Here is a 24,192-nt window from a genome sequence, read left to right as displayed (position 1 = left end):
AATTCAAACATCGCTTTTTGATTACCGCGACGAATCATGCTGACCAATCGCACATCCGAAATCCAAAATCGGCTCCATCGGTTTATATTTAGATCGCTCGACGATCTGATGGCCGATCGGCTCGCCATGGACGCTGAAGCCGTCATGCTAGACCTTTTCCATCGCACGGCGAACCGTGTTCCGGCTTATCGGGCATTTCTCGATGCGCATGGCATAGCGCCCGAGACGATCGGAACTTTCGACGCCTTCCGGCAACTCCCCCTGATCGACAAGCCGAATTACATGCACGTCTATCCACTGCCGGAGCGCTGCCGGAACGGAAGCTTGCTGGAATGCGACCGCGTGGCGGTTTCCTCGGGCTCGACGGGAAAGCCCACGTTCTGGCCGAGATCGATAATCGACGAACTGGATATCGCGCTTCGTTTCGAGCAGCTATTCCACGACAGCTTCCGGGTGCATGAACGCAGCACGCTCGCGGTGGTTTGCTTCGCCCTGGGGAACTGGGTCGGCGGACTGTACACCACGTCCTGCGCCTGGCACCTTGCGGCCAAAGGATATCCCCTGATGGTGGCGACGCCCGGCAACAAGAAAGAAGAAATCTTTCGGGTGATCCAGGAACTGGCGCCGCGTTTTGAGCAAACCGTGCTCCTGGGTTACCCGCCGTTTATCAAAGATGTCGTCGACGCCGGCCTTGCCGCCGGAATCGAGTGGCCGCGCTACCGGGTGAAAATGGTTTTCGCCGGCGAAGTGTTCAGCGAGGAATGGCGGAGCCTGGTGGGTGAACGGGTCGGCTCGAAGGCCCGGTGTTACGATTCGGCCTCTCTTTACGGCACGGCGGACGCCGGGGTACTGGGCAACGAAACGCCGCTGAGCATCGCCATCCGCCGCTTTCTGGCGGATCATCCCAAGGCTGCCCGGGAACTCTTCGGCGAATCGCGCTTGCCGACGCTGGTCCAGTACGATCCGATCAGCCGGTTTTTCGAGGCCCACGAGGAAACCCTAGTGGTTTCGGGCGATAACGGGGTCCCGCTGGTCCGCTATCACATCGCCGATAAAGGCGGAATTCTCAACTACCGCGAAATGCGCGACTTCCTGCGCGATTGGGGCGTGTCGCTGACCGATTACGGCCTGGACGACACCTTTTCCTGCCGGCCCCTACCCTTCGTTTATGTGTTCGGGCGCGCGGACTTCACCGTGTCTTTCTACGGCGCGAATATCTATCCTGAAAACGTGACGGTCGGGCTGGAGCAGCCTGAAATCATGGCTTGGGCGACCGGTAAATTCGTGCTGGAAACCAAAGAATCGGCCGACGGAGACAAGTACCTGAGCGTGACGGCCGAGCTTTTGCCCGGCGCCACGGCGGACGACCGGAAATGTCAGGCGCTCGCGGAATCGGTTAAGGCGCAGTTATTGCGGCTCAATAGCGAATTCGCCAACTATACGCCGGTGGAGAAACAACTTCCCGAAGTTACGCTGCGGCCGTTCGAGGACCCCGAATACTTCCCGGCGGGCGTCAAGCACCGGTATACACGACGATGACGGCTTGTGTCCCCCTGCCGTTCGTTACAGCCGCTATACGCGACCGTTGGTAACCTATCTTGAACTTCGGTTTTCCTCGGGCGGATACCGGTATTTGATACGGGAAGACTACAATGCGGAGGAAACTCCGCCGGTAACGGAAGCCTCCATTGAAGTGAGCCGGTCGCTTAAAAGCGATAGTGCGGAGCAATCGATAGAGTTGCGCTGTCGGCAACCTGTAACGGGAAGTTTGATGGCTCTGGAAGGAGTGGTTCCCCGAAGCGAAGATGACGCTCCCGAACCTTGAAGTCGGCGAGGCCGAACACCATTTGCCCGATCCGTTTCAGCGCGGGAGATTGCCCCCCAGCCGCACCATAGGAATTTCCATGCCTATAGCGTTTCCTGATGAAACTTGATTCCGCAATTAACCTAAATGGGAAAGCGCTATAGAGAAACCCAGCGTCCTTGACCGGGTTTCCTGCCGCACGTATTAAGTGTTGGAGGCACTGGTTAGGTGCAGCGCATTTACATTAACCCGGCTTTGTAACAAGGCCAATACGTAAAGTGTCTTATTTTTGGACATATGTCACGTCCGCCGTACACCGGCGGAACGTCTCAACGCAGACATCAAACGCGGCTTATTACCTCCGGGATTTACCGAAGTCAGGGTCAATCCCAGCTCAGAACGCCGCCGGTCTGATATTCCGTTACCCGGGTCTCGAAGAAGTTTTTCTCCTTCTTGAGATCCAGGATTTCGCTCATCCAAGGGAACGGATTGGCGGCGCCGGGGTACTGTTCCGGTAATCCGATCTGGGCGCAGCGACGATTGGCGATGAATTCCAGATAGTCCTTGAACATGCTGGCATTCATACCCAGCACGCCACGCGGCATGGTGTCGTAGGCATACTGAATTTCTATGTCCACCGCCTCGCGGATCATCCGGATAATTTCATCCTGGAATCCTTTGCGCCATAGGTGCGGATTCTCGATCTTGATTTGGTTGATGACGTCGATGCCGAAGTTCATGTGCATCGATTCGTCCCGCAAGATATATTGGAACTGCTCGGCGGTACCCGTCATTTTGTTGCGCCGGCCCATGGAAAGGATTTGGGTAAAGCCGACGTAGAAGAAAATGCCTTCGAAGATCACATAGAAGGCGATAAGATCGCGAAGCAGGCGCTGATCGTCTTCAGGCGTTCCGGTCCGGAATGTGGGATCGCCCAACGACTGAGTAAATGGCAACGCCCATTCCGCCTTGCGCGCCACGGCCGGCAGCTCGCGGTACATGTTGAACACTTCGCCCTCGTCCATGCCGAGAGACTCGACGACGTATTGATAGGCATGAGTGTGCAGCGCTTCTTCGAAGGCTTGGCGCAGCAGGTACTGGCGGCACTCCGGATTGGTAATGTGCCGGTATACCGCCAGCACCAGGTTATTGGCCACCAGAGAATCGGCCGTGGAAAAGAATCCGAGGTTCCGTTTGATGATGGTGCGCTCGTCTTCGGTCAGTCCGTCGATGCTCTTCCATAGCGCAATGTCCGCGTTCATGTTGATTTCCTGCGGCATCCAGTGATTCGCGCAGGCATCCAGATATTTCTGCCAAGCCCATCGGTACTTGAACGGCACGAGCTGATTCAGGTCGGCGCGGCAATTGATAATTTGCTTATCATCGACTTGGATGCGCTTGGCGCCCATCTCGATGTTTTCAAGCCCGGTGGCGCCGCAGCCGATTGCCGAATCTTCCGCCTGCGCAGGCTCCGGTGCCTTCCGAGCTACATCGGAAACGGGCTGCATTAAAGTTGTGACGTCTTCGACCGAAGGTTGAATGGCTGGCGCTTGGTTCGATTTGCCAGTAAGTCCGGCGAGGGGATCTTCCCAGTTCAACATGCTTTTGTTTCCTCTTTTCGGCCTATGAGTGTTCAGGAGAAAATGTCTACGCAGCTTTCGATTACAAGAGAGCTCGTCGACCTACGGTGACTATATATTGTGCACAAAAATACCCGAGACACAATATGTAGCAGTCAACTTTCGCCACAGTGTCCGTGGACTCGGCTGAGCGTCTTCGGATGGGGCTGCATCCGTCTACAAGGCCGATACCATGCGGCAGCAAACCCGCTTCCCGCATTTTCGGACCAAATCACGCTGTTTCGATGAGCAAGGTCGAATCGGCAATGCCGCGAGCACTATTCGCTGTAACAGCAAATCGAGCCGGAGTCGTGCCGCAGGCGCCGGTCTCGACGTAAAACGATCAGGCTTTCTTGGATGTTTGGTCTAACCGCTTTACCACTGTATGGTAAACGACATGGTGTTGATGTTCTTCTTGAACACTTCCAGGGCAAAGGGCTGGGCCAGTTTGTAAAGGTCCAGGATCGAATAATCGAGCCCCGGCCGCGCCCCGCTTTTGAACAGCGAATCTTCGATGTTCTTGGCCATGATCATTATCAGATCGTCCAAATTCTCCGGGGAAACCGGTTTAATATCGCGCAAGAGTTTTTCAGCCATGATCCAAGCTCCTTTGGCTACTACGTTTCAATGCATCTCGGTTGCCTGATTCTCTCTTGAATCCAGATCATTCCCCGATCTGCACGCATTCATTCTACTCCTTAGACAGTTGGGGCTCACGGCGTGCCGAGAAGCGATCATTCTCCGTTGGAACATTGTCCATCGAATTTCCGATTCGCGAGCCGCTCTCGTCAACCTCCAAGAAATGTGATGAAATTTTGATTTTGGGGTTACCGAAAAACAAAAGGCCAAACACGATGAATCTGAAGAACGCTTCACCTGGAGACCGCCGGACTGCGCCGCGTTCGATTTCGTCCGTTCGCGCTTACCTTATCTCCCCCGCCGGTGGCTCATTACGCGGAATCACAAAAAACCTGAGCCGTTCGGGAATCTTTCTGCAGACAGCCATACACCCCGATGCCTCGGTGGGAGAACCCGCCACGGTCGTATTTGCTGTTGAAAGCGGAAAAATCGTACGATTGCTGCGGTATTCGGTCGTCGTCAAACGCGAGTCGCGACAGGGTTATGGCCTCGAATTTGGGCGGGCGTTATGGTCCACTGCGGTATTCCGCAGAAAGTAGGCCGGCTTTTCACCCTTTTGCATAAGCTTTTTGGGACTTAGTCGCCTCTCCCGCCGGGCTAAGCCCATGCAAAATGGCGGAATGGGTTTTCTTACATATACCAATGATCAATCGCCATTGCCGCCTCGCCCTTGAAGAGGACGAGGCGCAAAAAGCCGGTTAACGCAACAGGTCAAGCGCCTTCTCGGTCGCCTCTTGTTTGGCCTTGTATTTCACGGCTTTCGTGGCTTCCCGGGCCGATTTGGGCGCATTTTTGGCCTGATCTTTAATTGCTTTTGCTTGGGCCACGCTGTCCTCGACGGCCTTGACGCCCTGCTTGGCTTCAGCCGGCACCGTCTCCTTCAACTGCTTCTCGGCAGACTCTTTGGCGGCATCCAAGGCTTGCTCCTTGAATGCAGCAGGCGCTCTATCGATGCTTTCCTTAAGATTCTTGGCTTTCTCTATGCTCTCGGCAGCCACGTGCACTCGTCCGTGCGTCTCGCGCTGAATCATCGATTTCGCGGTGTCTTTCAGGAGTTGCTTGGTCGCGCTTTCGATACTCACCTCCGTGGCGGTTGTCGCGCCGCTCTCCCCCAAAAGCATGACCAGCAAACCCAGCGTCATTGTTTTCATAGGATCTCTCCTCGTGTCTAAACAAGCACGGACGCCCAAGGCCATCCGTCGGCTAATGGTATGCGGACCGACTGGGTCTGTATAGTACGAGTTACATTATGCGCACTCGCCCCAAACACCATCCAGCATGAAAACGGAACATCGCATCACTCGCAAACTTGCTCTACTCCTGGGCATTACGGCGCTCGCAGTCATTGGAATGTTCATGATTCCGGCGGTCCCACAGGATCTGGCTTACCACGAATTCGCCGACCGCAGCCGTTGGTTCGGGGTGCCGAATTTTTGGAATGTCGCGACCAACCTATCCTTCCTCCTGATCGGCTTGGCAGCGCTTCGGGAACTCGGCCACGGAATGCTCCCGGAACTCCGCGCGAGCTACTTCAGCTTCTTTATCGGCATCGCGCTGATCGCCCTCGGCTCGGCGTATTACCATCTCACCCCCAATAACGCGACCCTGGTCTGGGACCGCCTGCCCATGACCGTTGCCTTTATGGCTTTTGTCTCCATAATCGTCGGCGAACACCTCTCCCGCCAAGCGGGGCGAAAACTGCTGTGGCCGCTGATTTTTCTCGGGATCGCATCGATCGTCTATTGGCATCTAACGGAACAATCCGGACACGGCGACCTTCGCCCCTACGGCCTCGTCCAGTTTCTGCCCATGCTGCTGATTCCGCTGATACTGCTTCTGTTTCCCCCTTCATTCACGGGCACGGGGTATGTTTGGGCGTTGCTGGGGTTCTATGGGGTCGCCAAATTGGCGGAGCTTCTTGATGAGCCGATCTTTCGGGTGATGTATCCGATCAGCGGGCATGCGCTCAAGCATGTTTTGGCGGCTTTGGGGGCGTATTGTTTTTTGGTGGGGTTGAGGCGGAGGAAGCCGGTTTGAAGGTGTCGCTGCGCGAGGCTTCATTTGACTGTGGGTGCTCGGACCCACGGCCGAGGTCCTTTCTTTTGCGCCGCCAAAAGAAAGGACCCAAAGAAAAGGCGGCCCGACGACTTGCCGCTTCGCGGTGCCCTGCGCGTCGCAGGCACGGTCAGGGCTCGGCAGAAGGGATTTCCTATCCCTCTGCCGAGTGGACGCATCCCTGCGTCCACCCTTCGGGCCATTCCCGCCCGCGCCTGCGATGCTCGGCTGCGTCGACGGGAACAACGATTGTCGTCGTTCCAGATATTAGGACAGTATGGAGCGGGAAGGGATAGAGCATCGCTCAGAGCGGAAAAACCTCATTTTCGCTGGGTTTCGTTCCTCAACCCAGTCCGCCATGCTGTCACTGCCCCAATGTCCCGCGCAGGATACGATAGAATTCCTGTGTGCTTGAGCGACGTGCTGATGCCTCCGTTAGATACGACTTCCGCAACTTCAACGTATTCGCAATAGTTTTTGTGACCTTAGCATATTCATCTAAGTCAGCCGCAGTCTTAAGGTAAGGCCACTTTTTCAAATATTCAGGAAGAGGAGTGTTATCACGGGCAAAGGTTGCAATAGGATAATCTTTCTCTGTGGCAACTCCGATTTCCCAAGGCACCCACCAAGAGCTTTTGGTGTTTTCCGAAACAACTGCCATGAGTTGAGTGCATTTTCCTAATTCATTGCGCAGGTGTTCACCTAATTCGTCCCCTGCTTGCGATGCATTCGGATCAATGATGTCAAGGTAACATTCAATCTGGTGTGTTTCATGTAGCCGCTTTGCGATACCGCCAGCCAATTCAGAATCTACCTTCTGATGTGAAATAAAAACTTTCATCCAATCACCCTTATTAGATTCGTTTCATTTCGGCAAGCTTGCGATAGTGTGCACCCAGTGCTGTAAGCTTACAGCCGGTTGAATTGATGGCTGCATAATACATATGCTCAGCATTAAGTGGGACTACTAATCCATGCCTATTGCACATTTGCAGCTCTTTGAAGACGCGCGCATTATTTTCATTGACAGGAATATGCCGTAATTCCTCAGGGATATTTTCTCTGTCTGGCTCGAACGAAGGATCTAGGGGAAACTCATACGTTGCATCCGGAAAGTATTCTGGCAAACGTCGCAATACTTCTTTCGGAATCTTTGGGCTTACCTCCCGCAGCGTTACAAATGTTTGAACATTGGCCTTATAAATAGGTCGCTGTTCCCATGGTCCTAATGTCTGATCAATATGAGAATAGACAGAAGCTGGTGTTATCCGGCCACAAATATCAGCGGAACTGCCACTCAGCCCATCCAGCAACATCTCTGTAAACAAACCATGACCGTTGGCTTCTGCCGCAGTTCCTTCGCGGTGACACGCCGTGAGAATCGTCACTCCGTTACCGATTGCAGATATGCCATTGTCGCCAAGAGCCTGTACTTCTCCAGCAAAACCAGAATGGCAGCTATCCAGAATAATAACGGTTGATTTAATTCTGGGATATGCCTTATTAGCCATACTCAATATATCGGAGAGTGCGACTCCCCATGCCCCTCTTCTCCCATCCTGGCTAACAATATATCCAGCGTTTGTTTCTTGGTTGATTATTCCGTGGCCAGCAAAAAAGAAAAGCGCGGTTTCCGCGTCACCTTGAAACAAATCGGCAATGGCATCGCTTAATCGCTCACTCGAAACATGTGTTTCATTACTAGTGATTAGTCGCACTGAAAAATTCGGCGATCCATCACCATTTCTCTCTAATGTATTTGCAATGGAAATCGCATCGTTCACGCATCCATTAAGAGGGGCACTAGAGTAATCATCTATACCAACAACAAGAGCTTTCTTCATTATCGACCGCCATTTATCAAGATTTTCAGGTTTTCCCAAGTCCATCTGTACATTTTATCCCTGTCTTTGGCAGCCTTAGGCTTTACACATCTCTTGTCACTGCGACCATAGAGCAAGAAATACGGTTTGTTTTCATCTTGGGCAATGCGTACTTCAGCACTGACACCTGTTGCTGTATCCGTGTACTCACCACAAATGACGATCAGGAGATCGACTGCCTTGATTCTCGAACGTGCCTTTTCTTTCCAATTTTCAGATATAGCTTCCTTAATAGACCAGTCAGCCAATTCAAAGGGTGTATCTGGGTGTTTTGATTGACCAACCAAAAGTATTTTTAAATCTTCATCATGATCATAATCAAAGCTTATAAAAACACGTTTTTTCGCCATATGTAATCCTAATGAAACAAACTAGCTTTGCCTCATTGCACATGATACCAAGAAAAAACAGGTCTACCGATTTTCTTAATACTCATTGCAATTGAGCGGCGATGTATAAGATTTCCCGTTTGCCGCGCCGAGCACCGGAGCTTTCGGCGGGAATAGCCCAAAGGGGCGCGGAAAGGATTCCGCGCGTTGCCAGAGGGATAGGGATATCTCTTCTGGCAACCCCCGGCGAAAGCGAGGAGCGGAGGAGATAAGCGGCAATCGGGTGTCCTTTCTTTTGGGTACTTTTCTTTGGACAAGCAAAGAAAAGTGCCTCGGCCGTGGGTCCGAGAACCCACACTCAATTCAACCCGTCGCGGCAGCGACACCTTAAAAGCGAAACCTCATTCGGTGGGTTACGGCTACGCCTAACCCACCCTACGACTACGACAGATAAGGTATCTCAACGACGATCATCCGGTTCCTTCGCAACGCCTTTAAAAGGTTTGCCATCAGTCTTTTGATCCATAAAACGGCCAGTTGAAGTATCACGCTTTGTCCAATTTCCGTTTTTTGGATTTTGGGTCTGCGATCGATTATCGACAGATCCATGGCGAAAACCGTTACCTGTATTTTTTGCCATAACATTCTCCCCAATTTCTCGGTTGAGAGATAAATTTCGCTCCCTCACCCTAGCCCTCTCCCAGAGGGAGAGGGAACCCGACAGGTCCCTCAGCGGAGAGGGAGCAAGTTACTGACAAGCCTCACATTCCGGATTATCAATCGAACACATCTTCACCCCCGAAGCCGCCGCCTCAGCGAAAGCGCCTTCCGCTGAACGATGCATCATCCCCGGAATCGCATCGTCGATGGGATCGGTCTTCACCGCGTTGAGCTTGCCGTCGAAGGCCGTGCTCTTCTCCACGTGGGTGGCGCCCATGGTGCGGAGGTAGTAGGTGGTTTTGAGACCGCGAATCCAGGCCAGCTTGTACAGGTTGTCGAGCTTCTTGCCGGAGGGTTCGGCCATGTACAGGTTGAGGGACTGCGCCTGGTCGATCCATTTCTGCCGGCGCGACGCGGCTTCCACCAACCAGCGCGGGTCGACTTCGAAGGCCGTGGCATAGATCTGCTTGAGATTGTCCGGTATGCGCTCGATCTTTTGCAGGCTGCCGTCGTAGTACTTGAGGTCGTTGATCATGACCGCATCCCACAGGTCGAGCTTCTTCAGATCGTTTACCAGATACGGATTGACCACGGTGAACTCGCCCGAGAGGTTCGATTTGACGAACAGGTTTTGGTAAGTCGGCTCGATGGATTGCGACACGCCGCAGATGTTGGAGATAGTCGCCGTCGGAGCGATGGCCATGGTGTTGCTGTTGCGCATGCCCACCGTTTTCACTCGCTCGCGGAGCGCGTCCCAATCCAGGGTAAAGCTGCGGTCTTGTTGCAGATAACTGCCGCGCCCTTGTTCGACCAGAGCGATCGAATCGTGGGGCAGGATGCCCTGGCTCCATAGCGATCCCTCGAAGCTTGAATAGCGGCCACGTTCTTCGGCCAGGTCGGTGGACGCCTTGATGGTGTAGTAGCTCACCAGCTCCATACTCTTGTCGGCGAAGCTTACGGCTTCGTCGGAGGCATACGGAATGCGCAGCTTGTACAGCGTGTCCTGGAAGCCCATGACGCCGAGACCCACCGGGCGGTGGTACAGGTTAGAGCGGCGCGCCTGGGGAACGCTGTAGTAGTTGATGTCGATGACGTTGTCCAGCATGCGCATGGCGGTGGAGATGGTTTTCTCCAGCTTCTGCGCGTTCAGAACGCCATCTTCGGTGACGTGATTCGACAGGTTTACGCTGCCCAGGTTGCACACGGCGATTTCGTTGTCGTTGGTGTGCAAGGTGATCTCGGTGCAGAGGTTGGAACTGTGCACCGTGCCCACGTGCCGATTGGTATAGCGCAGGTTGCACGGGTCCTTGAAGGCGATCCAGGGATGCCCCGTCTCGAACAGCATGGACAGCATCTTGCGCCAAAGCTGGGCCGCCGGGAGACGCTTGTACAGCGTGATTTCGCCCCGATCCGCCTTGGCTTCGTATTCCGCATAACGCCTCTCGAACGCTTCGCCCGTAAGGTCGTGCAGGTCCGGTGTGTCGCTGGGGGTGAACAGCGTCCAATCCGCCTCTTCCGCCACCCGTTTCATGAACAGATCTGGCACCCAGTTGGCGGTGTTCATGTCGTGAGTGCGGCGGCGGTCGTCGCCGGTGTTCTTGCGGAGTTCCAGGAACTCTTCGATATCCAGATGCCAGGTTTCCAGATAGGCGCACATGGCTCCCTTGCGCTTTCCGCCCTGGTTGACGGCGACGGCCGTGTCGTTGGCCACTTTGAGGAAAGGAACGACGCCCTGAGACTTGCCGTTGGTGCCTTTGATGTGGGAGCCCATGGCGCGGACCCGGGTCCAGTCGTTCCCCAGGCCGCCGGCATATTTGGACAGGAGGGCGTCGTCTTTGATGGCACCGAAGATGCCGTCCAGATCATCCGGCACGGTGGTGAGATAGCACGAGGAGAGCTGCGGGCGCAGTGTGCCGGAGTTGAACAAGGTGGGAGTGGAACTCATGAAATCGAAGCTGGAAAGCAGGTTGTAGAACTCGATGGCTTTCGCTTCTCGGTCGATTTCGCTGACGGCGAGCCCCATGGCGACGCGCATGAAGAACGCCTGGGGCAGCTCGAAACGGATGCCCTTGGTGTGGATGAAGTAGCGGTCATAGAGGGTTTGCAGGCCGAGATAGGTGAACAGCAGGTCCCGCTCGGGCCTGAGCGCCACGCCGAGGCGCTGCAAGTCGAAGCGGGTCAGCTCGGGCGACAAAAGCTCGAGTTCGGCACCGCGCTTCACGTAATCCGCAAAATATTCCGCGTAGCGATCCGCCATTTCGCTCTGGGTGGCCTCGAAAAAGCCGTGGCCGAGGAAACTCAGGGCTTCGCTGCGCAAACTGTCCAGCAGCAGCCGGGCGGCGACGTAGGAGTAATTCGGCTCCTGCTCGATACGGGCGCGCGCCGCCATCATGAGCGCCGGAGCCACGTCCTTCTCGGGCACGCCGTGGAACAGGTTGCGCCGCGTTTCTTCGAGAATCCAGCCGCCGTCTACGTCGGCAAGATCGCGGCAGGCTTCTTCGACGATTTTCTGCAGGCGCACTACATCCAGCGGCTTCTGGCTGCCGTCGGGCAGGGTCACATGAATGACCGGCTCTTGCGCCTCTTCATGCTCGGCCGCCTTCTGCGCCCGGAGCCGCGCCCGATCTTCGCGGTAAAGCACATAGGCACGGGCGATCTTGTGGTGCCCCCCACGCATCAAGCCCAGTTCGACCTGATCCTGAATGTCTTCGATATGAATGGTGCCGCCGGAAGGATTCCGCCGGAACAGTGCATTGACCACCTGGCCGGTCAGCTCCTCGACGGTCTCGTGAATACGCCGGCTCGCGGCGGCCGTATTGCCCTCGACGGCCAAAAACGCCTTGGTGATGGCGACGCTGATCTTGCCGGCATCGAAAATGGTAACTTTGCCGTTGCGCCGGATGACGCGCATCTCGCCCGGAGCGGTCGCGCGCAAATCGGCGGAGACAGGCGGGGTATCCAAGGGAATCGCGGTCGGCTGGCTGGTGCGGGCTGCGGATTCGGTTTCCATAGATGCGTGTCCTCCGAAGATGGGCTGAATGTTTTTTAATACGCTAACACTATAGAGTGTGGTCTATCTAATCGTCAAGCACAATATAGTGTGTTTTACTCTGTTGAAGACTTGTGGATAACTTGTGCAAGAAACATCCGAAAAGCCTTGTAATCAAGGTACTTGGCGGAAGTCCATTATTCGTTCAGCGGGTTTGTTGTACTATTTGTCCGCCAATACACAATAACAATTCATAACAAGGGCAACTTCTGTCACCATGCAAAGCGTGCGCGAATGGTTGAGTGACTGGATCAAGCGGGTACTGCCGAACTCGCAGGCCGTATCTTTCGCAATCCTACTGACTGTCGGTTTCCTGCTGGTGATCAGCTTGGGACAGATGCTCATGCCGGTATTCGCGGCAGGCGTCATTGCCTATCTGCTGGAAGGCATAGTCGCCATCGGCGTACGGGAAAAATTGCCCCGCCTTGTCGCAGTCATCATTGTCTACGTGCTTTTCCTCGCATTTCTGCTGTTTCTCTTCGTCGCACTCCTGCCGCTCCTTTACCAGCAGACCGTGCAACTCATCGAGCAACTGCCGACTTGGATGAACCGCGGGCAGATTCTGGTGATGCAATTGCCGGAGCGATATCCGAATTTCATTACCGAGGAACAGATCTACGAATTGACTGCCGTGGTACGGCGAGAGCTCCTCGCCTGGGGCCAGTCCATGCTGACTTATTCGTATGCGTCACTAGTCAGCGTCATCACTTTGATCGTTTACCTGATCCTGGTCCCGCTGCTGGTGTTTTTCTTCCTTAAAGACAAGGACTACATCCTCGCGTGGTTCAGCCAATATATGCCCCGTGACCGTTATCTTTCGACCCGCGTATGGCTTGAGGTGGACATACAAATCGGAAATTACGTGCGGGGAAAGTTTTTCGAAGTCACCGTGCTGCTCGCGGTGAGTTACGTGACGTTCTCGTTGATGGGACTCAATTACTCCCTGCTGCTCGCGGTGCTGATGGGACTCTCGGTGATCATTCCCTATGTGGGCGCGACTCTGGTAACGTTTCCGGTAATGATCGTGGCCTTCTTTCAATGGGGCCTCACCGACGAATTTTGGTATTTGCTGCTGGCCTATGGGATTATCCAGGCGCTGGACGGCGTCGTACTCGTGCCTCTCTTGTTCTCCGAAGTGGTCAACCTGCATCCGGTCGCCATCATCGTGGCCATCTTATTTTTCGGTGGGTTTTGGGGATTTTGGGGCGTGTTTTTCGCTATTCCCTTGGCGACGCTGGTCAAGGCGGTATTGGCGGCTTGGCCGAGATTGGGCGAGGAAACGGAAGAGGAAGTTCCGAAATCGGTCAGGCGAATCGGAGGTTCCGATTCCAGCCTGAAGCCGGATCAACAAAAAGACAGCGCTTAATCCGGCTTTCTGGCCTTGGCCACCAGATAGACTTCGGGGCTCCGATCGCGCGAGGCTTTGGGTTTACGCACCGAGACCTTGCCGAACATGCGGCGGGTTTCCCGCACGAAATCGTCGAAATCGGGCCCTTGAAACAGCTTGGCCACGAAACTCCCGCCGGGCTTCAGAAGTTGCCGACAGGTATCCAGGGCCAGTTCGGCGAGATACATGGCCCGCGACTGATCCACGGTGCGTGCGCCGGTCATGTTGGGCGCCATGTCAGATAAGACCAAGTCGACCGCTCGACCCGCCAACTCCGCCATCAACCGCTCCACAACGGATTCTTCGCGGAAATCGCCCTGAATCACGGTCACGCCCGGAATCTCTTCCACCGGCAGGAGATCAAGGGCTATAATTCTGCCGCTTTTGCCGATCCGCTCCGCTGCGTACTGGGACCAACCGCCCGGCGCGGCTCCCAAGTCCAGCACCACCATGCCTGGCTTGAACAAATGTTCCCGCTCGTCCAACTCTTTCAGCTTGAACACCGCCCGCGAGCGGTAGCCAAGCGCTTGGGCTTGCTTTACGTATTCGTCGGAAAAGTGTTCGGCCAGCCAACGGCGGCTGCTTCGGCTACGGGGCATGTTTTAACGCACGTTTGAAGATATTCGCTAAATCCCAAATTTCTCGAGGAAATCCGAGTTGAAATCCGATCTAAAAAAATTCTTGCGCGCCAAGGCCCACTCCCTGAAACCCGTCATCATCACCGGCCAAGCGGGAATCACGCCCGCCGTGCTAAACGAGATCGGTCTAGCCTTGGACCATCACGAGTTGATCAAGGTGCGGGTGAACGCCGCAGACCGCGAAGAGCGCCGCGAGATGACCGCCCGGATCTGCGGGGAATTGGGTGCCGAACTGATTCAATCCCTGGGCCATATCATTACGCTTTATCGGAAAAATCCGGACAAAAAATAGTTCAGATATATTTGACCGCGCAAACTTCAAATTCCTTCACGCCGCCCGGAGCCTGCACGGTCGCGATCTCGCCCTCCCGCTTGCCGATCAGCGCCCGGGCGATGGGCGATGTGATGGAGATAAGACCCTCTTTGATATTGGCTTCATCCTCGCCGACGATTTGGTAGGTCACCGAGCCGCCGTTGTCCATATCTTCAAGATCGACCGTGGCCCCGAAAACGACCTTGCCCCCGGCGTTGAGCGTCGTCACATCGATAATTTGCGCGTGCGACAACTTGCCTTCGATCTCCTTGATCCGGCCTTCGGTAAATCCCTGTTGCTCGCGCGCCGCATGATATTCGGCATTTTCCTTCAAATCGCCATGCGACCGCGCCTCTGCAATGGCCGCAATAATTTTCGGGCGCATGACGGTTTTGAGATAACTGAGTTCCTCGCGGAGCTTTTCCGCTCCACGGGCGGTAATCGGTACCTTTTTCATAGTCACGTTTCCTTAAAAGTCAGACTTCGCTGAATTCCTGGTGCAAATCCTGTAGGCGGTTGACATCGCCGGCATCCAGTTCGCTCAGAGCGGAACAGGTGGCACGGGCACCGGAAATGGTGGTCGTGTAGGTAATCTGCTGTTGCAATGCCTGGCGCCGAATGGTGAACGAATCGGTGATGGCTTTCTTACCCTCGGTGGTATTGATGATGAACTGGAGTTCGTCGTTCTTGATCATATCCACGATATGCGGCCGGCCTTCATAAACTTTATTTATGGTGGTGCAGGGAATGCCGGCATCCTCAAGCGCCTTCGCCGATCCGCGGGTGGCCACCAAATGAAACCCTTTGGCCAAAAGGTCGCGCGCGATAGGGATCATTTTGGATTTATCGCTTTCCCGGACACTGATCAGCACATTGCCGCCACGGGCCAGCTTTACGCTGGCCGCCCGCTGAGCTTTGGCGTAAGCCTCGCCGAATGTGACTCCGACGCCCATCACTTCGCCGGTGGACTTCATTTCCGGACCGAGCAACGGATCGACGCCCGGGAATTTGATGAAGGGGAACACCGCCTCCTTGACCGAGTAATAGTCCGGAATACGCTCATCAAAGATGCCTTGTTCGTCCAAGCTCTTGCCGACCATGCAGCGGGCCGCGATCTTGGCCAGCGCATAACCGGTGGCTTTGGACACGAACGGAACCGTACGCGAGGCGCGCGGATTGACTTCCAGAATGAAAATTTCCTCGCCCTTGATGGCGAATTGGGTGTTCATGAGCCCTACTACACCCAGCGCCTCAGCAAGCTGCCGAACCTGTTCGCGCACTTGAGCTTGAAGCTCAGGGCTCAGGTCATAGGGCGGTATCGAGCACGCCGAATCGCCGGAATGCACCCCCGCCTGCTCGATGTGCTGCATCAATCCGCCGATCAAGACCCGCTTGCCGTCGCATATGGCATCGACGTCCATCTCGATGGCATCATCCAGAAAGCGATCCAACAGCACCGGCGACTCGTTGGAAACGCTGACTGCCTCGCGCATGTAGCGGCTAAGGTCTTCGTCGTTGAATACGATTTCCATGGCCCGCCCACCCAGCACATAAGAAGGACGGACTACCAGCGGATAACCGATTTCGTTGGCACAGCGCACGGCTTCATCCTGCGAGCGCGCGGTGCGGTTGGGCGGTTGCTTGAGGTTCAAGCGGTCGACGAGCTTTTGGAAACGCTCCCGGTCTTCCGCCAGATCGATGGAGTCGGGCGACGTGCCGATAATGGGCGCATCGGCCGCCTCAAGTGCCCGCGCCAGCTTCAGCGGCGTCTGCCCGCCATACTGGACGATCACCCCCGCCGGCTTTTCCAAATGGATGATCTCCAGCACGTCTTCCAGCGTTAGCGGCTCGAAATAGAGTCGATCGGACGTGTCGAAATCGGTGGAAACCGTTTCCGGATTGCAGTTGATCATGATGGTTTCATAACCATCCTCCCGCAATGCCATGGCCGCGTGCACGCAGCAGTAGTCGAACTCGATGCCTTGACCGATGCGATTGGGTCCGCCGCCCAGAACGATGATTTTGTTCCGTTCGGTCGGATTGGCTTCGCATTCTTCCTCGTAGGTAGAATAGAGATAAGCCGTTGCCGTGGCGAATTCCGCCGCGCAGGAGTCGATGCGCTTATACACCGGACGAATGCCATGCTTGTGGCGGATGGCCCGAACTTCCGACTCGGCGCTGCCCAACAGTACCGCCAGGCGCGAATCGGAAAACCCTTTGCGCTTTAAGGCGAACAGCTCTTCCGAAGACAGCGTGGCCAGGGTGCGCTTCGCCAGTCCCTGTTCTTCTTGAACCAGATCTTCAATCTGTGCAAGGAACCAGGGGTCCACGCTGCTATGGGCATGCACCTCGTCCAAAGTCCATCCCGCCCGAAAAGCGTCGGCGAGATAGTAAATACGCTCGGGTCCCGGATGACGGAGCTCCCGAAGCAGAATATTACGGGCGTCCTCGGCGGAAACGTCGAGCTTTCCGACCAGGCCGTCCACGCCGGTCTCCAGGCTGCGCAAAGCCTTTTGCAGGGATTCCTGGAAGGTGCGGCCTATGGCCATGGCTTCGCCGACCGACTTCATCTGGGTCGTGAGACGATCGTCCGCCTGCGGAAACTTCTCGAACGCAAACCGGGGCACCTTGGTGACCACATAATCGATGGTCGGCTCGAAAGAGGCCGGCGTCGCGCCTCCGGTGATCTCGTTCTTCAGTTCGTCCAGCGTATAGCCGACCGCCAGCTTCGCGGCCACCTTGGCGATCGGAAATCCGGTGGCCTTGGATGCCAGGGCCGAGGAACGGCTGACCCTGGGATTCATCTCGATCACGATGAGACGGCCATCCTTGGGGTTGACGGCGAACTGCACGTTCGAGCCGCCGGTGTCGACCCCGATCTCGCGCAGCACCGCGATGGAGGCGTCGCGCATGATCTGGTATTCCTTGTCCGTGAGGGTCTGCGCCGGGGCGACGGTGATGGAATCCCCGGTATGCACGCCCATCGGATCGAAATTCTCGATGGAACAGATGATGATGCAGTTGTCCTTGTGATCGCGCACCACCTCCATCTCGAATTCTTTCCAGCCCACGACCGATTCCTCGATGAGAAGTTCGTGGGTGGGCGAGAGCTCCAATCCGCGCTCGCAGATTTCGATGAATTCCTGGCGGTTGTACGCGATGCCCCCGCCGCTTCCGCCTAGCGTAAACGATGGCCGGATGATCGCCGGATAGCCGATCTCGTCCAGACAGGCGAGCGCCTCTTCCAGGCTGTGGGCGATGCCGGAGCGGGCCGAGCCCAGGCCGATCTCGGTCATGGCTTGCTTGAACTTCTGCCGATCCTCGGCCTTGTCGATGGCATCCTTGGAAGCACCGATCATCTGCACCCCGAATTTCTCCAGCACCCCGTTGCGGTCCAGATCGAGAGCGCAATTGAGTGCGGTCTGTCCGCCCATGGTGGGCAACAGCGCGTCCGGGCGCTCTTTCTCGATGATCTTGGCAACGGTCTGCCAGTCTATGGGTTCGATATAGGTGGCGTCGGCCATCTCCGGATCCGTCATGATGGTGGCCGGATTGGAGTTGACCAAAATTACCCGGAAGCCCTCTTCCTTTAATGCCTTGCACGCCTGTGCGCCGGAGTAGTCGAACTCGCAAGCCTGGCCGATAACGATGGGGCCGGCGCCGAGCAAAAGGATTGACTGAATGTCGGTTCTCTTAGGCATGAAGCGTTATGTCTTTGATCAATGTCTGCTGGGGGCGAAATTCATTCGGCACGGCCCCAAAACTCAACCTGCGGGTACGATGCGTGCAACCCGGTTGTCCTGCCGATAGGTCATGCTTTCGATAAAACGATCGAACAACGGGGTCAGGTCATGCGGTCCGGGGCTGGCCTCGGGATGGCCTTGGAAGCTGAATGCCGGGCGGTCGGTCAACTCGACACCTTGCAGGCTGCCGTCGAAGAGCGAACGGTAAGTCGGCCGTACGTTTCGTGGAAGGCTGCTTTCGTCCACCGCGAAACCGTGGTTTTGGCTCGTAATCAATACGCGTCCGGTATCCAGTTCTTGCACGGGATGGTTGGCGCCGTGATGACCGAACTTCATTTTCGCCGTTCTCGCGCCGCTCGCCAGAGCCAACAGCTGATGGCCGAGGCATATGCCGAACACCGGAATCTCGATGTCCAGAAATTCTCGGATCGCTTGAATGGCATAGTCGCACGGTTCGGGATCGCCGGGCCCATTCGATAAAAACACGCCGTCCGGCTTCAATTTCAGGACCTCCTGGGCCGATGTCGTGGCCGGAACCACGGTCAACTGGCAGCCTCGATCGGCCAAAAGGCGAAGAATATTACGTTTTACGCCGAAGTCGTATGCGACGACATGAAATTGATCCTTCCGAAGCTCGCCATATCCATGGCCAAGCCGCCAGGACGTTTCCGACCAGCCGTAGCTTTGTTTTACACTGACCTCCTTGGCCAGGTCCATGCCTTGCAGCCCGGGAAACTCTTGGGCTTTGGCCACGGCGTACTCCGGGTCGATCTCTTTGCCGGCTATGAGGCAACCGCGCTGCGCGCCCTTATCGCGAAGTATGCGAGTCAGTTTCCGGGTGTCGATCCCGGCAATGCCCACCACCCTATTCTCTTTCAGGTATTCCGAAAGACTGCTGTCGGCACGCCAATTGCTCAAACGAGCCGGCGCGTCGCGAACCACCAAACCGCTGGCATACACTCCCGTCGATTCCACGTCTTCACGATTAATGCCGACGTTGCCGATGTGCGGATAAGTGAGCGTTACGATCTGACGGGCATACGACGGATCCGTCAAGATTTCTTGGTAACCGGTTATGGATGTATTGAAGACCACTTCACCGACGGAACAGTCATCTGCCCCGATGGATATGCCCCGAAAAACGGTGCCGTCTTCCAAGGCCAATAATGCGAGCGTGTTCAATTGTGTCACCTTAAACATGCAAAACGGGAAGGACCGCATGGTCCGTCCCGTTGATGTTATTCGCGGATATCGCTAATTTAGCGGGGATTTTACGAAAAATCGGCATCCGCTGTCTATGAGGGCCCGTCAATCAACCGGCTGATGTCTTGCCATCCAGACCCATCACAGTTTGCCGTGGGTTCCGTCGCACATAGGCTGCTTATCGGTATGCTTGCAACCGCAGAGCCAGACTTTCTTCGTCTCGCTGAGTTCGAAGGGTACCGGTGAAAATTCCGTTCCTTTATGGGACCCGTCGCAGAACGGTTGGCTGGCCGATCGCCCACAGGAACACCACCAGTATTTACCCGGCTCCAGTTCGACAGCGTACGGGGCCTTCTGAGTGACCGTCGGTTCAGACATGGATATCTCCTGTTCGCATTCTCAGAGGAAGGGAGGTGATGCGCGAATGCTCAGGTATTAGGGGAAAGCGACTTGATCCGGATAACCGACAGCCGCCTTTTGGTCGGCCTTGGCTTCGGCGCGTGAGTGACCGATCCTCCCGAACTTCCGCGATACGACTCGGGGTCACCTACGAAGGTTCCGCACCGCGTCGCGCGGAATCATATCATTAGTCCTAGCGGATTCTCCGGATCGATATGATCCATGAAAGGCTTACGGCGATCTTGATCGGTGACCTGGTAGATACATCCCAGCCAGTTATTGAATACCGCTTTCGCCGTATCCCGCCAGGTGTTGTCCAAATGCCGGATCACCGACTCTTCGGGGAACTCAGGAGGCATCTTTCCGACGCGTCTGGCGCTTCGGAGGTGTTGGCCGTATTCATTGAGCAGGCCGCCCATTTCCAGACCGAAATAATGCTCCGGGAACGGCGGATAGTCTTCGCGCTCGCCGTCGTAGTGACGCATCACTTCGCGCTTGTACTCTTTCAGCAAGCTGACTATGTCGTACTCCGGGTGTCCTTGGAAATACACAACGCGCAGAAAATCATGGCTCACAGCCAGATGTACGCCCGCCTCCTCGCTTTCCACCAGCACTTTAAGCCCAGCGGCCTCCATGTCTTCCCTAAAGATTTCGTTGTAACGGGAATGGGGCACGTCGAAACGGGTATTGATATCGGCGACCAAGGGATGACGCCGCTCGACCACCCGGTGGGAATACACACCCCAACGCTTGAAGCCCAAATGGGTGCGCTCCACGCCGTGGCAGTACTGGAACAGCGCATGGGTCGCGAGACACGAGCACAAAATGGACGTGACGTTCCGCTTCGCCCAATCGAATACTTCAGTCAAAGGCTGCCAGAACGCCTCTTCCGGTAGATGAGGATGAGTGACATTCGCGCCGCTCACGATCAGCCCGTCAAGCCCATCGCGTTTGATTTGCTCGAACGTCTCGTAATAGCGGTCGATATGACCCCGCGCCGGCTCGCTTCGCCGTAAACCCTCGATCGTGAACGGGTGCATATGAAATTGCACGATCGGATTAGCGGCCCCCACCAGGCGGAAAAACTGCCGCTCGGTCGCCTCCAGCGCCGAATCCGGCATCATGTTCAGGAGCCCGATATGCATTTCGCGGATGTCTTGATGGCGGGCCCGCTCGACCGAGAGAATCTCCTGCCCCTCTTCCCGCAAGCGATTAAACGTCGGCAATTCGGTATGAGCTACCAAGGGCATGTCGTTAAGCTCTCCGGGATAAAGTTAACGCGGTCAACGCGCCAAGGCGTCCATTATGAGACGAATGAAGTCGTCTTCACACTGAACATTCGCGATCGCATTGGCATCGACGGTATAGCCGTATTCGTCGGCTATGGCCTGGTAACGGGGCAGTCGCGAGCGGAACAATTGGGGAAACACCCAGGAGACGAATTCGTCCGGGGGGATCGCCTCGATATCCGAATACCCCCTCTCCCTCATGAATTCAGCGAGCTGCTGGTCCAGAAACGCCTCCCTGTAGTAGAGCGGCTTGGGATCCCGCTGAGCGCGCTCGATCAGAAGATGCTCCAACTCCGGAGTGGTCCTGATATATAAAATGATCGTGTGCTCCGCGAGAATCCTGATGGTTTCCGGATCTCCCAACTCGCATACGCTGCCGCCGGCATCGTTGATGAAATGCTTGTAGCCGTAAATCGACTCGACTTTGCGTATAAACTCGGGAACGTCGCGCATCGCGGCGATCTCGGCCTGCCGGTGCAGGGCTTGGCGGCGCTTGAATTCGCTCAGCGTGAGCCCGCCCTTAGCCGGATCGCCTATCTTTCCGAGAAAGGTCGAAACCGGCGCCAGGTTATCCACGGTGATGTTGCTTCGGATATAAATCGAATCGGAGCGCAACAAATCGCGCAGAAACGGCACATCCATCGCCTGCCGCTTGATATTGTCGAGAATCGGCTCCTCCAAATACTTGGTGCCGATCCGGTAGTCGCCGGAATAATGGAACCATTTCTTCTTCGGCAAGTTATTGGCCAGCGTCGTCTTGCCGACGCCGGACATGCCCAGCAGGGTGATACGTTTGGTCTCCCAGTCCAGGAACTCCCGGGGGCTCATTCTCATGGTTTTTCCCTATGAATGGTGTAATGAGCGGTTATTCGGCCCGATTGATCATGTGATCGGCTGTCTGCGTAAACGCTCGGGCAAGAGACTCGCGCAAGACGGAATTCAAAGGCATATCGTCGAGCGCCTTGAACATGCACAGCAACCATTGATCCCGTTCCTTCGTGCCGATGGAAAACGGAAAATGCCGCATACGCAGGCGCGGGTGACCGAACTCCTCGCAATAAAGATCGGGACCGCCCAACCAGCCGGACAGAAACTTGAATAACTTATCCTTGGAACCGGTCAAATCCGCTGGATGCATCGCCCGAATATCATGAGCTTCGGACATTGTGTCCATGTACCCGTAAAACCGTTCCACCAACCCTCGGACAGCAGTTTCCCCGCCGACAAGCTGATAAGGTGTAATTACATCAGGGGAATTCATCACGATTCGGATGTGTTATAAATTACGCGAATTTTAACAGGTTCGATCCTTGTTTGGAGAATGGCGACCAGCTACGAAACCCCTACAAATCATTACAAACAGCTTTGTTGGCTGGTCCATTTACCGAAGTGCCGTCATGAGGTACAACGCATCTTCCCATGGCTTTGGGAACCCTGCCCCACGCCTATCGTACTCCTGGCAAACTAGTGCGGCTCGGCCTTAGGTCTGCCCGACGCGAATGCTTAATCAGCGAATCTATGGCCGCCTTTACAACAGCAACCGGTTTAGCCTCCGACCACCTTGAGTCAAGGCAGTCTCCCCAATTCAGGAGGATATGGTTAATATAAACACGACGAGCGCATTGACTATGCATCGATAAATTGGCTGCGTTACTCGCTTAATAACTTGACGCAAAACCTCGGCCTCGCGATTAAGGGCGCCCATCTAATGTCCCTCGCCGCCCGAACAATTATTAACACCCGTCTTCGATCCAGTGCCAATCCGTCAGAACTGTAAATGGCTTCTCCCGGTTGACTATTCTTTTGGCTTTATATCTGTCCAATTGCACTCGTGACCACAACGCCCTCACTCGACCTTAAAACGAAACTGCAAGTAACCTGTCAGAATTGCAGTTTAACATCGCTGTGCATCCCTCGGGGATTAGCCCAAAAGGATATCGAGCGTATTAGCCGTATCGTTAGCCGCAAGAAAACTTTGCAGCGAGGGGAGCATCTTTTCCACGAGGGCGACAAGTTCCGCGGCGTGTTAGCGATTAAGGGAGGAACGGCAAAAACCGTCATTCACGACTCGTATGGCGGGGAATACATTACCGGCTTCCTGTTGCCGGGGGAACTGCTCGGTTTTGACGCGCTAGCCACCAATCACCACAAATGCTCTGCAGTTGCCCTCGAAACCTTAAGCTACTGCGAACTTCCCGCCGATCAACTCGACCAGTTGTGCCACGAAGTGCCGAATTTGCTGCGAGAACTGTTCCGTCACGCCAGCGCCAAGCTGGATGAAGAAACAGACCAGGTGATCATCAATAAACGTGCGGCGGAAGAGCGGGTTGCGATGTTTATCCTGAATCTTTCGGACCGCCTCAGAAAGCGCGGCTTTTCGCCGATAGACTTTAAACTCACCCTTACTCGCCAGGAGATCGGCAATTTTCTAGGATTAGCTCTCGAGACGGTCAGCCGTACGTTGCGGAATCTCGAAGATGCCGGACTGATTACGGTCCATCACAGAGACGTTCGCATATTGGACCTAGATGCGTTGAGAGCCACATACGCCAACCGCTAGCCCCTCAACATAAATACAATTCCGATAAGCCCGAAAAAGCGCGGCCAAAGAAAAAGGCGCGCCGAGCGGAACTCGGTGCGCCTTTCACTAAGACTGAGGAAGAGTATTATTTCTTCTCAGATTCTTGGAATTTAGTCAGAAGACCTTTCGCAGGCTTAGCTTCTTTAACGGTATCAGCAACCTGGAGGTATTTTTCTACCGTAGCGCTCAAATCAGCCGGCTGGCCTACCACCATCACGGCACCCATGCGAGCACCCCAGTGTGGCGGGCATTTGAAGACGTACAGACCCTCTTTCTCTACCGGATAGTCGTAATCGGCACCCATAGCGGACAGCATTTTCGGAGCCCCTTCCGGCCACATGCCTTCTACGCTTTCTACGAAATGGGTCGCCATATTGCGGAACGAAATAACGTCGCCAACTTTGGCATGAATAATTTCGGGCGCGAATTTCACGCCTTGACCTTTTACTTCGACAGTCTCCGCATTGACGGCGGCCGACGCCAGCATCGCCACACCCGCTACAGCAAGCATCGCTTTCTTAACAGAAATCATTACATAACCTCCAATACTGTTTTTCGTTATCACGGATGCCAGGCGAATCGGAAAAACAACCCCCCTGTT

23 protein-coding genes are annotated in these 24,192 nt (G+C 55.3%); 6 read left to right on the top strand and 17 right to left on the bottom strand.

Annotated features, from left to right (window positions below; translation table 11 throughout):
• The first annotated feature begins 36 nt into the window (after positions 1-36).
• Complete coding sequence (locus VEB01_RS00360) at positions 37-1,539, top strand: phenylacetate--CoA ligase family protein (RefSeq protein WP_324872117.1); 1,503 nt, start codon at positions 37-39, stop codon at positions 1,537-1,539.
• 648 nt (positions 1,540-2,187) lie between these two features.
• Here VEB01_RS00360 and VEB01_RS00355 read toward each other — a convergent pair.
• Together VEB01_RS00355 and VEB01_RS00350 are read right to left on the bottom strand one after the other, a co-directional pair.
• A complete protein-coding gene (locus VEB01_RS00355) occupies positions 2,188-3,405 on the bottom strand; it encodes a ribonucleotide-diphosphate reductase subunit beta (RefSeq protein ID WP_324872116.1) in 1,218 nt (405 codons plus the stop codon).
• A gap of 393 nt (positions 3,406-3,798) precedes the next feature.
• The gene (locus VEB01_RS00350) at positions 3,799-4,020 is read right to left on the bottom strand and encodes a hypothetical protein (protein ID WP_324872115.1); all 222 of its coding nucleotides are present in this window, start codon (positions 4,018-4,020) and stop codon (positions 3,799-3,801) included.
• A 257-nt stretch (positions 4,021-4,277) separates the two neighbouring features.
• Between VEB01_RS00350 and VEB01_RS23000 the strand changes: the two genes are divergently transcribed.
• Positions 4,278-4,601: a PilZ domain-containing protein gene (locus tag VEB01_RS23000; protein WP_414675381.1), complete on the top strand. Its 324-nt coding sequence runs from the start codon at positions 4,278-4,280 to the stop codon at positions 4,599-4,601.
• Between the two features lie 159 nt (positions 4,602-4,760).
• Here VEB01_RS23000 and VEB01_RS00345 read toward each other — a convergent pair whose 3' ends face one another.
• Positions 4,761-5,213 carry a hypothetical protein gene (locus VEB01_RS00345; RefSeq protein WP_324872114.1) on the bottom strand — a complete coding sequence of 151 codons (453 nt, stop codon included), beginning with the start codon at positions 5,211-5,213 and terminating at the stop codon, positions 4,761-4,763.
• Positions 5,214-5,340: 127 nt separating this feature from the next.
• Between VEB01_RS00345 and VEB01_RS00340 the strand changes: the two genes are divergently transcribed.
• Positions 5,341-6,099, top strand: coding sequence for a ceramidase domain-containing protein (locus VEB01_RS00340; RefSeq protein ID WP_324872113.1), 759 nt, complete (start codon positions 5,341-5,343; stop codon positions 6,097-6,099).
• Positions 6,100-6,481: 382 nt separating this feature from the next.
• Here the strand turns inward: VEB01_RS00340 and VEB01_RS00335 are convergent, their stop codons facing one another.
• The 5 genes from VEB01_RS00335 to VEB01_RS00315 all read right to left on the bottom strand — a co-directional run bounded on the left by VEB01_RS00335 (position 6,482) and on the right by VEB01_RS00315 (position 11,999).
• Entirely contained in the window at positions 6,482-6,958 is a 477-nt protein-coding gene (locus VEB01_RS00335; protein ID WP_324872112.1) for a toll/interleukin-1 receptor domain-containing protein, read from the bottom strand.
• A gap of 13 nt (positions 6,959-6,971) precedes the next feature.
• Positions 6,972-7,961 (bottom strand): caspase family protein, encoded by a 990-nt coding sequence (locus tag VEB01_RS00330; RefSeq protein WP_324872111.1) that lies wholly within the window; start codon positions 7,959-7,961, stop codon positions 6,972-6,974.
• Positions 7,961-8,350, bottom strand: coding sequence for a TIR domain-containing protein (locus VEB01_RS00325; RefSeq protein WP_324872110.1), 390 nt, complete (start codon positions 8,348-8,350; stop codon positions 7,961-7,963). Before VEB01_RS00325 ends, VEB01_RS00330 begins: the two co-directional genes overlap by 1 nt.
• A 439-nt stretch (positions 8,351-8,789) precedes the next feature.
• Positions 8,790-8,969 carry a hypothetical protein gene (locus VEB01_RS00320; protein WP_324872109.1) on the bottom strand — a complete coding sequence of 60 codons (180 nt, stop codon included), beginning with the start codon at positions 8,967-8,969 and terminating at the stop codon, positions 8,790-8,792.
• Positions 8,970-9,077: 108 nt separating this feature from the next.
• A complete protein-coding gene (locus VEB01_RS00315) occupies positions 9,078-11,999 on the bottom strand; it encodes a ribonucleoside-diphosphate reductase subunit alpha (protein ID WP_324872108.1) in 2,922 nt (973 codons plus the stop codon).
• A 256-nt stretch (positions 12,000-12,255) separates the two neighbouring features.
• On the opposite strand from VEB01_RS00315, the gene VEB01_RS00310 reads away from it, so the two are divergent.
• Positions 12,256-13,404: an AI-2E family transporter gene (locus tag VEB01_RS00310; RefSeq protein WP_324872107.1), complete on the top strand. Its 1,149-nt coding sequence runs from the start codon at positions 12,256-12,258 to the stop codon at positions 13,402-13,404.
• On the opposite strand, the gene rlmE is transcribed toward VEB01_RS00310, so the two are convergent.
• Positions 13,401-14,024 (bottom strand): 23S rRNA (uridine(2552)-2'-O)-methyltransferase RlmE, encoded by a 624-nt coding sequence (gene rlmE, locus VEB01_RS00305; RefSeq protein ID WP_324872106.1) that lies wholly within the window; start codon positions 14,022-14,024, stop codon positions 13,401-13,403. The genes VEB01_RS00310 and rlmE overlap by 4 nt on opposite strands.
• Before the next feature lie 58 nt (positions 14,025-14,082).
• On the opposite strand from rlmE, the gene yhbY reads away from it, so the two are divergent.
• Entirely contained in the window at positions 14,083-14,355 is a 273-nt protein-coding gene (gene yhbY, locus VEB01_RS00300; protein ID WP_324872105.1) for a ribosome assembly RNA-binding protein YhbY, read from the top strand.
• Between the two features lies 1 nt (position 14,356).
• On the opposite strand, the gene greA is transcribed toward yhbY, so the two are convergent.
• The 7 genes from greA to VEB01_RS00265 all read right to left on the bottom strand — a co-directional run bounded on the left by greA (position 14,357) and on the right by VEB01_RS00265 (position 22,271).
• The gene (gene greA / locus VEB01_RS00295; RefSeq protein ID WP_324872104.1) at positions 14,357-14,833 is read right to left on the bottom strand and encodes a transcription elongation factor GreA; all 477 of its coding nucleotides are present in this window, start codon (positions 14,831-14,833) and stop codon (positions 14,357-14,359) included.
• Between the two features lie 19 nt (positions 14,834-14,852).
• On the bottom strand, positions 14,853-18,077 hold the full coding sequence (carB, locus tag VEB01_RS00290; protein WP_324872103.1) for a carbamoyl-phosphate synthase large subunit: 3,225 nt from the start codon (positions 18,075-18,077) through the stop codon (positions 14,853-14,855).
• 63 nt (positions 18,078-18,140) lie between these two features.
• The gene (gene carA, locus VEB01_RS00285; RefSeq protein ID WP_324872102.1) at positions 18,141-19,301 is read right to left on the bottom strand and encodes a glutamine-hydrolyzing carbamoyl-phosphate synthase small subunit; all 1,161 of its coding nucleotides are present in this window, start codon (positions 19,299-19,301) and stop codon (positions 18,141-18,143) included.
• A gap of 162 nt (positions 19,302-19,463) precedes the next feature.
• A complete protein-coding gene (locus tag VEB01_RS00280) occupies positions 19,464-19,700 on the bottom strand; it encodes a CDGSH iron-sulfur domain-containing protein (protein ID WP_324872101.1) in 237 nt (78 codons plus the stop codon).
• Between the two features lie 200 nt (positions 19,701-19,900).
• Complete coding sequence (metA, locus tag VEB01_RS00275) at positions 19,901-20,971, bottom strand: homoserine O-succinyltransferase MetA (RefSeq protein ID WP_324872100.1); 1,071 nt, start codon at positions 20,969-20,971, stop codon at positions 19,901-19,903.
• A 33-nt stretch (positions 20,972-21,004) separates the two neighbouring features.
• On the bottom strand, positions 21,005-21,844 hold the full coding sequence (locus tag VEB01_RS00270; RefSeq protein ID WP_324872099.1) for an ATPase: 840 nt from the start codon (positions 21,842-21,844) through the stop codon (positions 21,005-21,007).
• Between the two features lie 31 nt (positions 21,845-21,875).
• Positions 21,876-22,271 carry a group II truncated hemoglobin gene (locus VEB01_RS00265; protein ID WP_324872098.1) on the bottom strand — a complete coding sequence of 132 codons (396 nt, stop codon included), beginning with the start codon at positions 22,269-22,271 and terminating at the stop codon, positions 21,876-21,878.
• A gap of 570 nt (positions 22,272-22,841) precedes the next feature.
• Here VEB01_RS00265 and VEB01_RS00260 point away from each other — a divergent pair.
• Entirely contained in the window at positions 22,842-23,570 is a 729-nt protein-coding gene (locus tag VEB01_RS00260) for a helix-turn-helix domain-containing protein (RefSeq protein WP_324872097.1), read from the top strand.
• A gap of 106 nt (positions 23,571-23,676) precedes the next feature.
• Here the strand turns inward: VEB01_RS00260 and VEB01_RS00255 are convergent, their stop codons facing one another.
• Positions 23,677-24,123 carry a plastocyanin/azurin family copper-binding protein gene (locus VEB01_RS00255; protein ID WP_324872096.1) on the bottom strand — a complete coding sequence of 149 codons (447 nt, stop codon included), beginning with the start codon at positions 24,121-24,123 and terminating at the stop codon, positions 23,677-23,679.
• Between the last annotated feature and the right edge of the window lie 69 nt (positions 24,124-24,192).

Source organism: Methylocaldum sp. (genome assembly GCF_035627495.1).
Classification (GTDB): Bacteria; Pseudomonadota; Gammaproteobacteria; order Methylococcales; family Methylococcaceae; genus Methylocaldum.
Note: the sequence above shows the minus strand (reverse complement) of the source record. Positions and strands in the feature narration are given on the sequence as shown.

Excerpts from the sequence above, each read along its gene's own strand:
- VEB01_RS00255 (WP_324872096.1), bottom strand. The coding sequence starts at position 24,123 with ATGATTTCTGTTAAGAAAGCGATGCTTGCTGTAGCGGGTGTGGCGATG.
- greA (WP_324872104.1), bottom strand. The coding sequence starts at position 14,833 with ATGAAAAAGGTACCGATTACCGCCCGTGGAGCGGAAAAGCTCCGCGAG.
- VEB01_RS00345 (WP_324872114.1), bottom strand. The coding sequence starts at position 5,213 with ATGAAAACAATGACGCTGGGTTTGCTGGTCATGCTTTTGGGGGAGAGC.
- VEB01_RS00310 (WP_324872107.1), top strand. The coding sequence starts at position 12,256 with ATGCAAAGCGTGCGCGAATGGTTGAGTGACTGGATCAAGCGGGTACTG.
- VEB01_RS00360 (WP_324872117.1), top strand. The coding sequence starts at position 37 with ATGCTGACCAATCGCACATCCGAAATCCAAAATCGGCTCCATCGGTTT.
- VEB01_RS00320 (WP_324872109.1), bottom strand. The coding sequence starts at position 8,969 with ATGGCAAAAAATACAGGTAACGGTTTTCGCCATGGATCTGTCGATAAT.
- VEB01_RS00355 (WP_324872116.1), bottom strand. The coding sequence starts at position 3,405 with ATGTTGAACTGGGAAGATCCCCTCGCCGGACTTACTGGCAAATCGAAC.
- VEB01_RS00280 (WP_324872101.1), bottom strand. The coding sequence starts at position 19,700 with ATGTCTGAACCGACGGTCACTCAGAAGGCCCCGTACGCTGTCGAACTG.
- VEB01_RS00315 (WP_324872108.1), bottom strand. The coding sequence starts at position 11,999 with ATGGAAACCGAATCCGCAGCCCGCACCAGCCAGCCGACCGCGATTCCC.
- VEB01_RS00350 (WP_324872115.1), bottom strand. The coding sequence starts at position 4,020 with ATGGCTGAAAAACTCTTGCGCGATATTAAACCGGTTTCCCCGGAGAAT.
- VEB01_RS00265 (WP_324872098.1), bottom strand. The coding sequence starts at position 22,271 with ATGAATTCCCCTGATGTAATTACACCTTATCAGCTTGTCGGCGGGGAA.
- VEB01_RS00325 (WP_324872110.1), bottom strand. The coding sequence starts at position 8,350 with ATGGCGAAAAAACGTGTTTTTATAAGCTTTGATTATGATCATGATGAA.
- VEB01_RS00335 (WP_324872112.1), bottom strand. The coding sequence starts at position 6,958 with ATGAAAGTTTTTATTTCACATCAGAAGGTAGATTCTGAATTGGCTGGC.
- VEB01_RS23000 (WP_414675381.1), top strand. The coding sequence starts at position 4,278 with ATGAATCTGAAGAACGCTTCACCTGGAGACCGCCGGACTGCGCCGCGT.
- VEB01_RS00340 (WP_324872113.1), top strand. The coding sequence starts at position 5,341 with ATGAAAACGGAACATCGCATCACTCGCAAACTTGCTCTACTCCTGGGC.
- metA (WP_324872100.1), bottom strand. The coding sequence starts at position 20,971 with ATGCCCTTGGTAGCTCATACCGAATTGCCGACGTTTAATCGCTTGCGG.
- carB (WP_324872103.1), bottom strand. The coding sequence starts at position 18,077 with ATGCCTAAGAGAACCGACATTCAGTCAATCCTTTTGCTCGGCGCCGGC.
- rlmE (WP_324872106.1), bottom strand. The coding sequence starts at position 14,024 with ATGCCCCGTAGCCGAAGCAGCCGCCGTTGGCTGGCCGAACACTTTTCC.
- VEB01_RS00270 (WP_324872099.1), bottom strand. The coding sequence starts at position 21,844 with ATGAGAATGAGCCCCCGGGAGTTCCTGGACTGGGAGACCAAACGTATC.
- VEB01_RS00330 (WP_324872111.1), bottom strand. The coding sequence starts at position 7,961 with ATGAAGAAAGCTCTTGTTGTTGGTATAGATGATTACTCTAGTGCCCCT.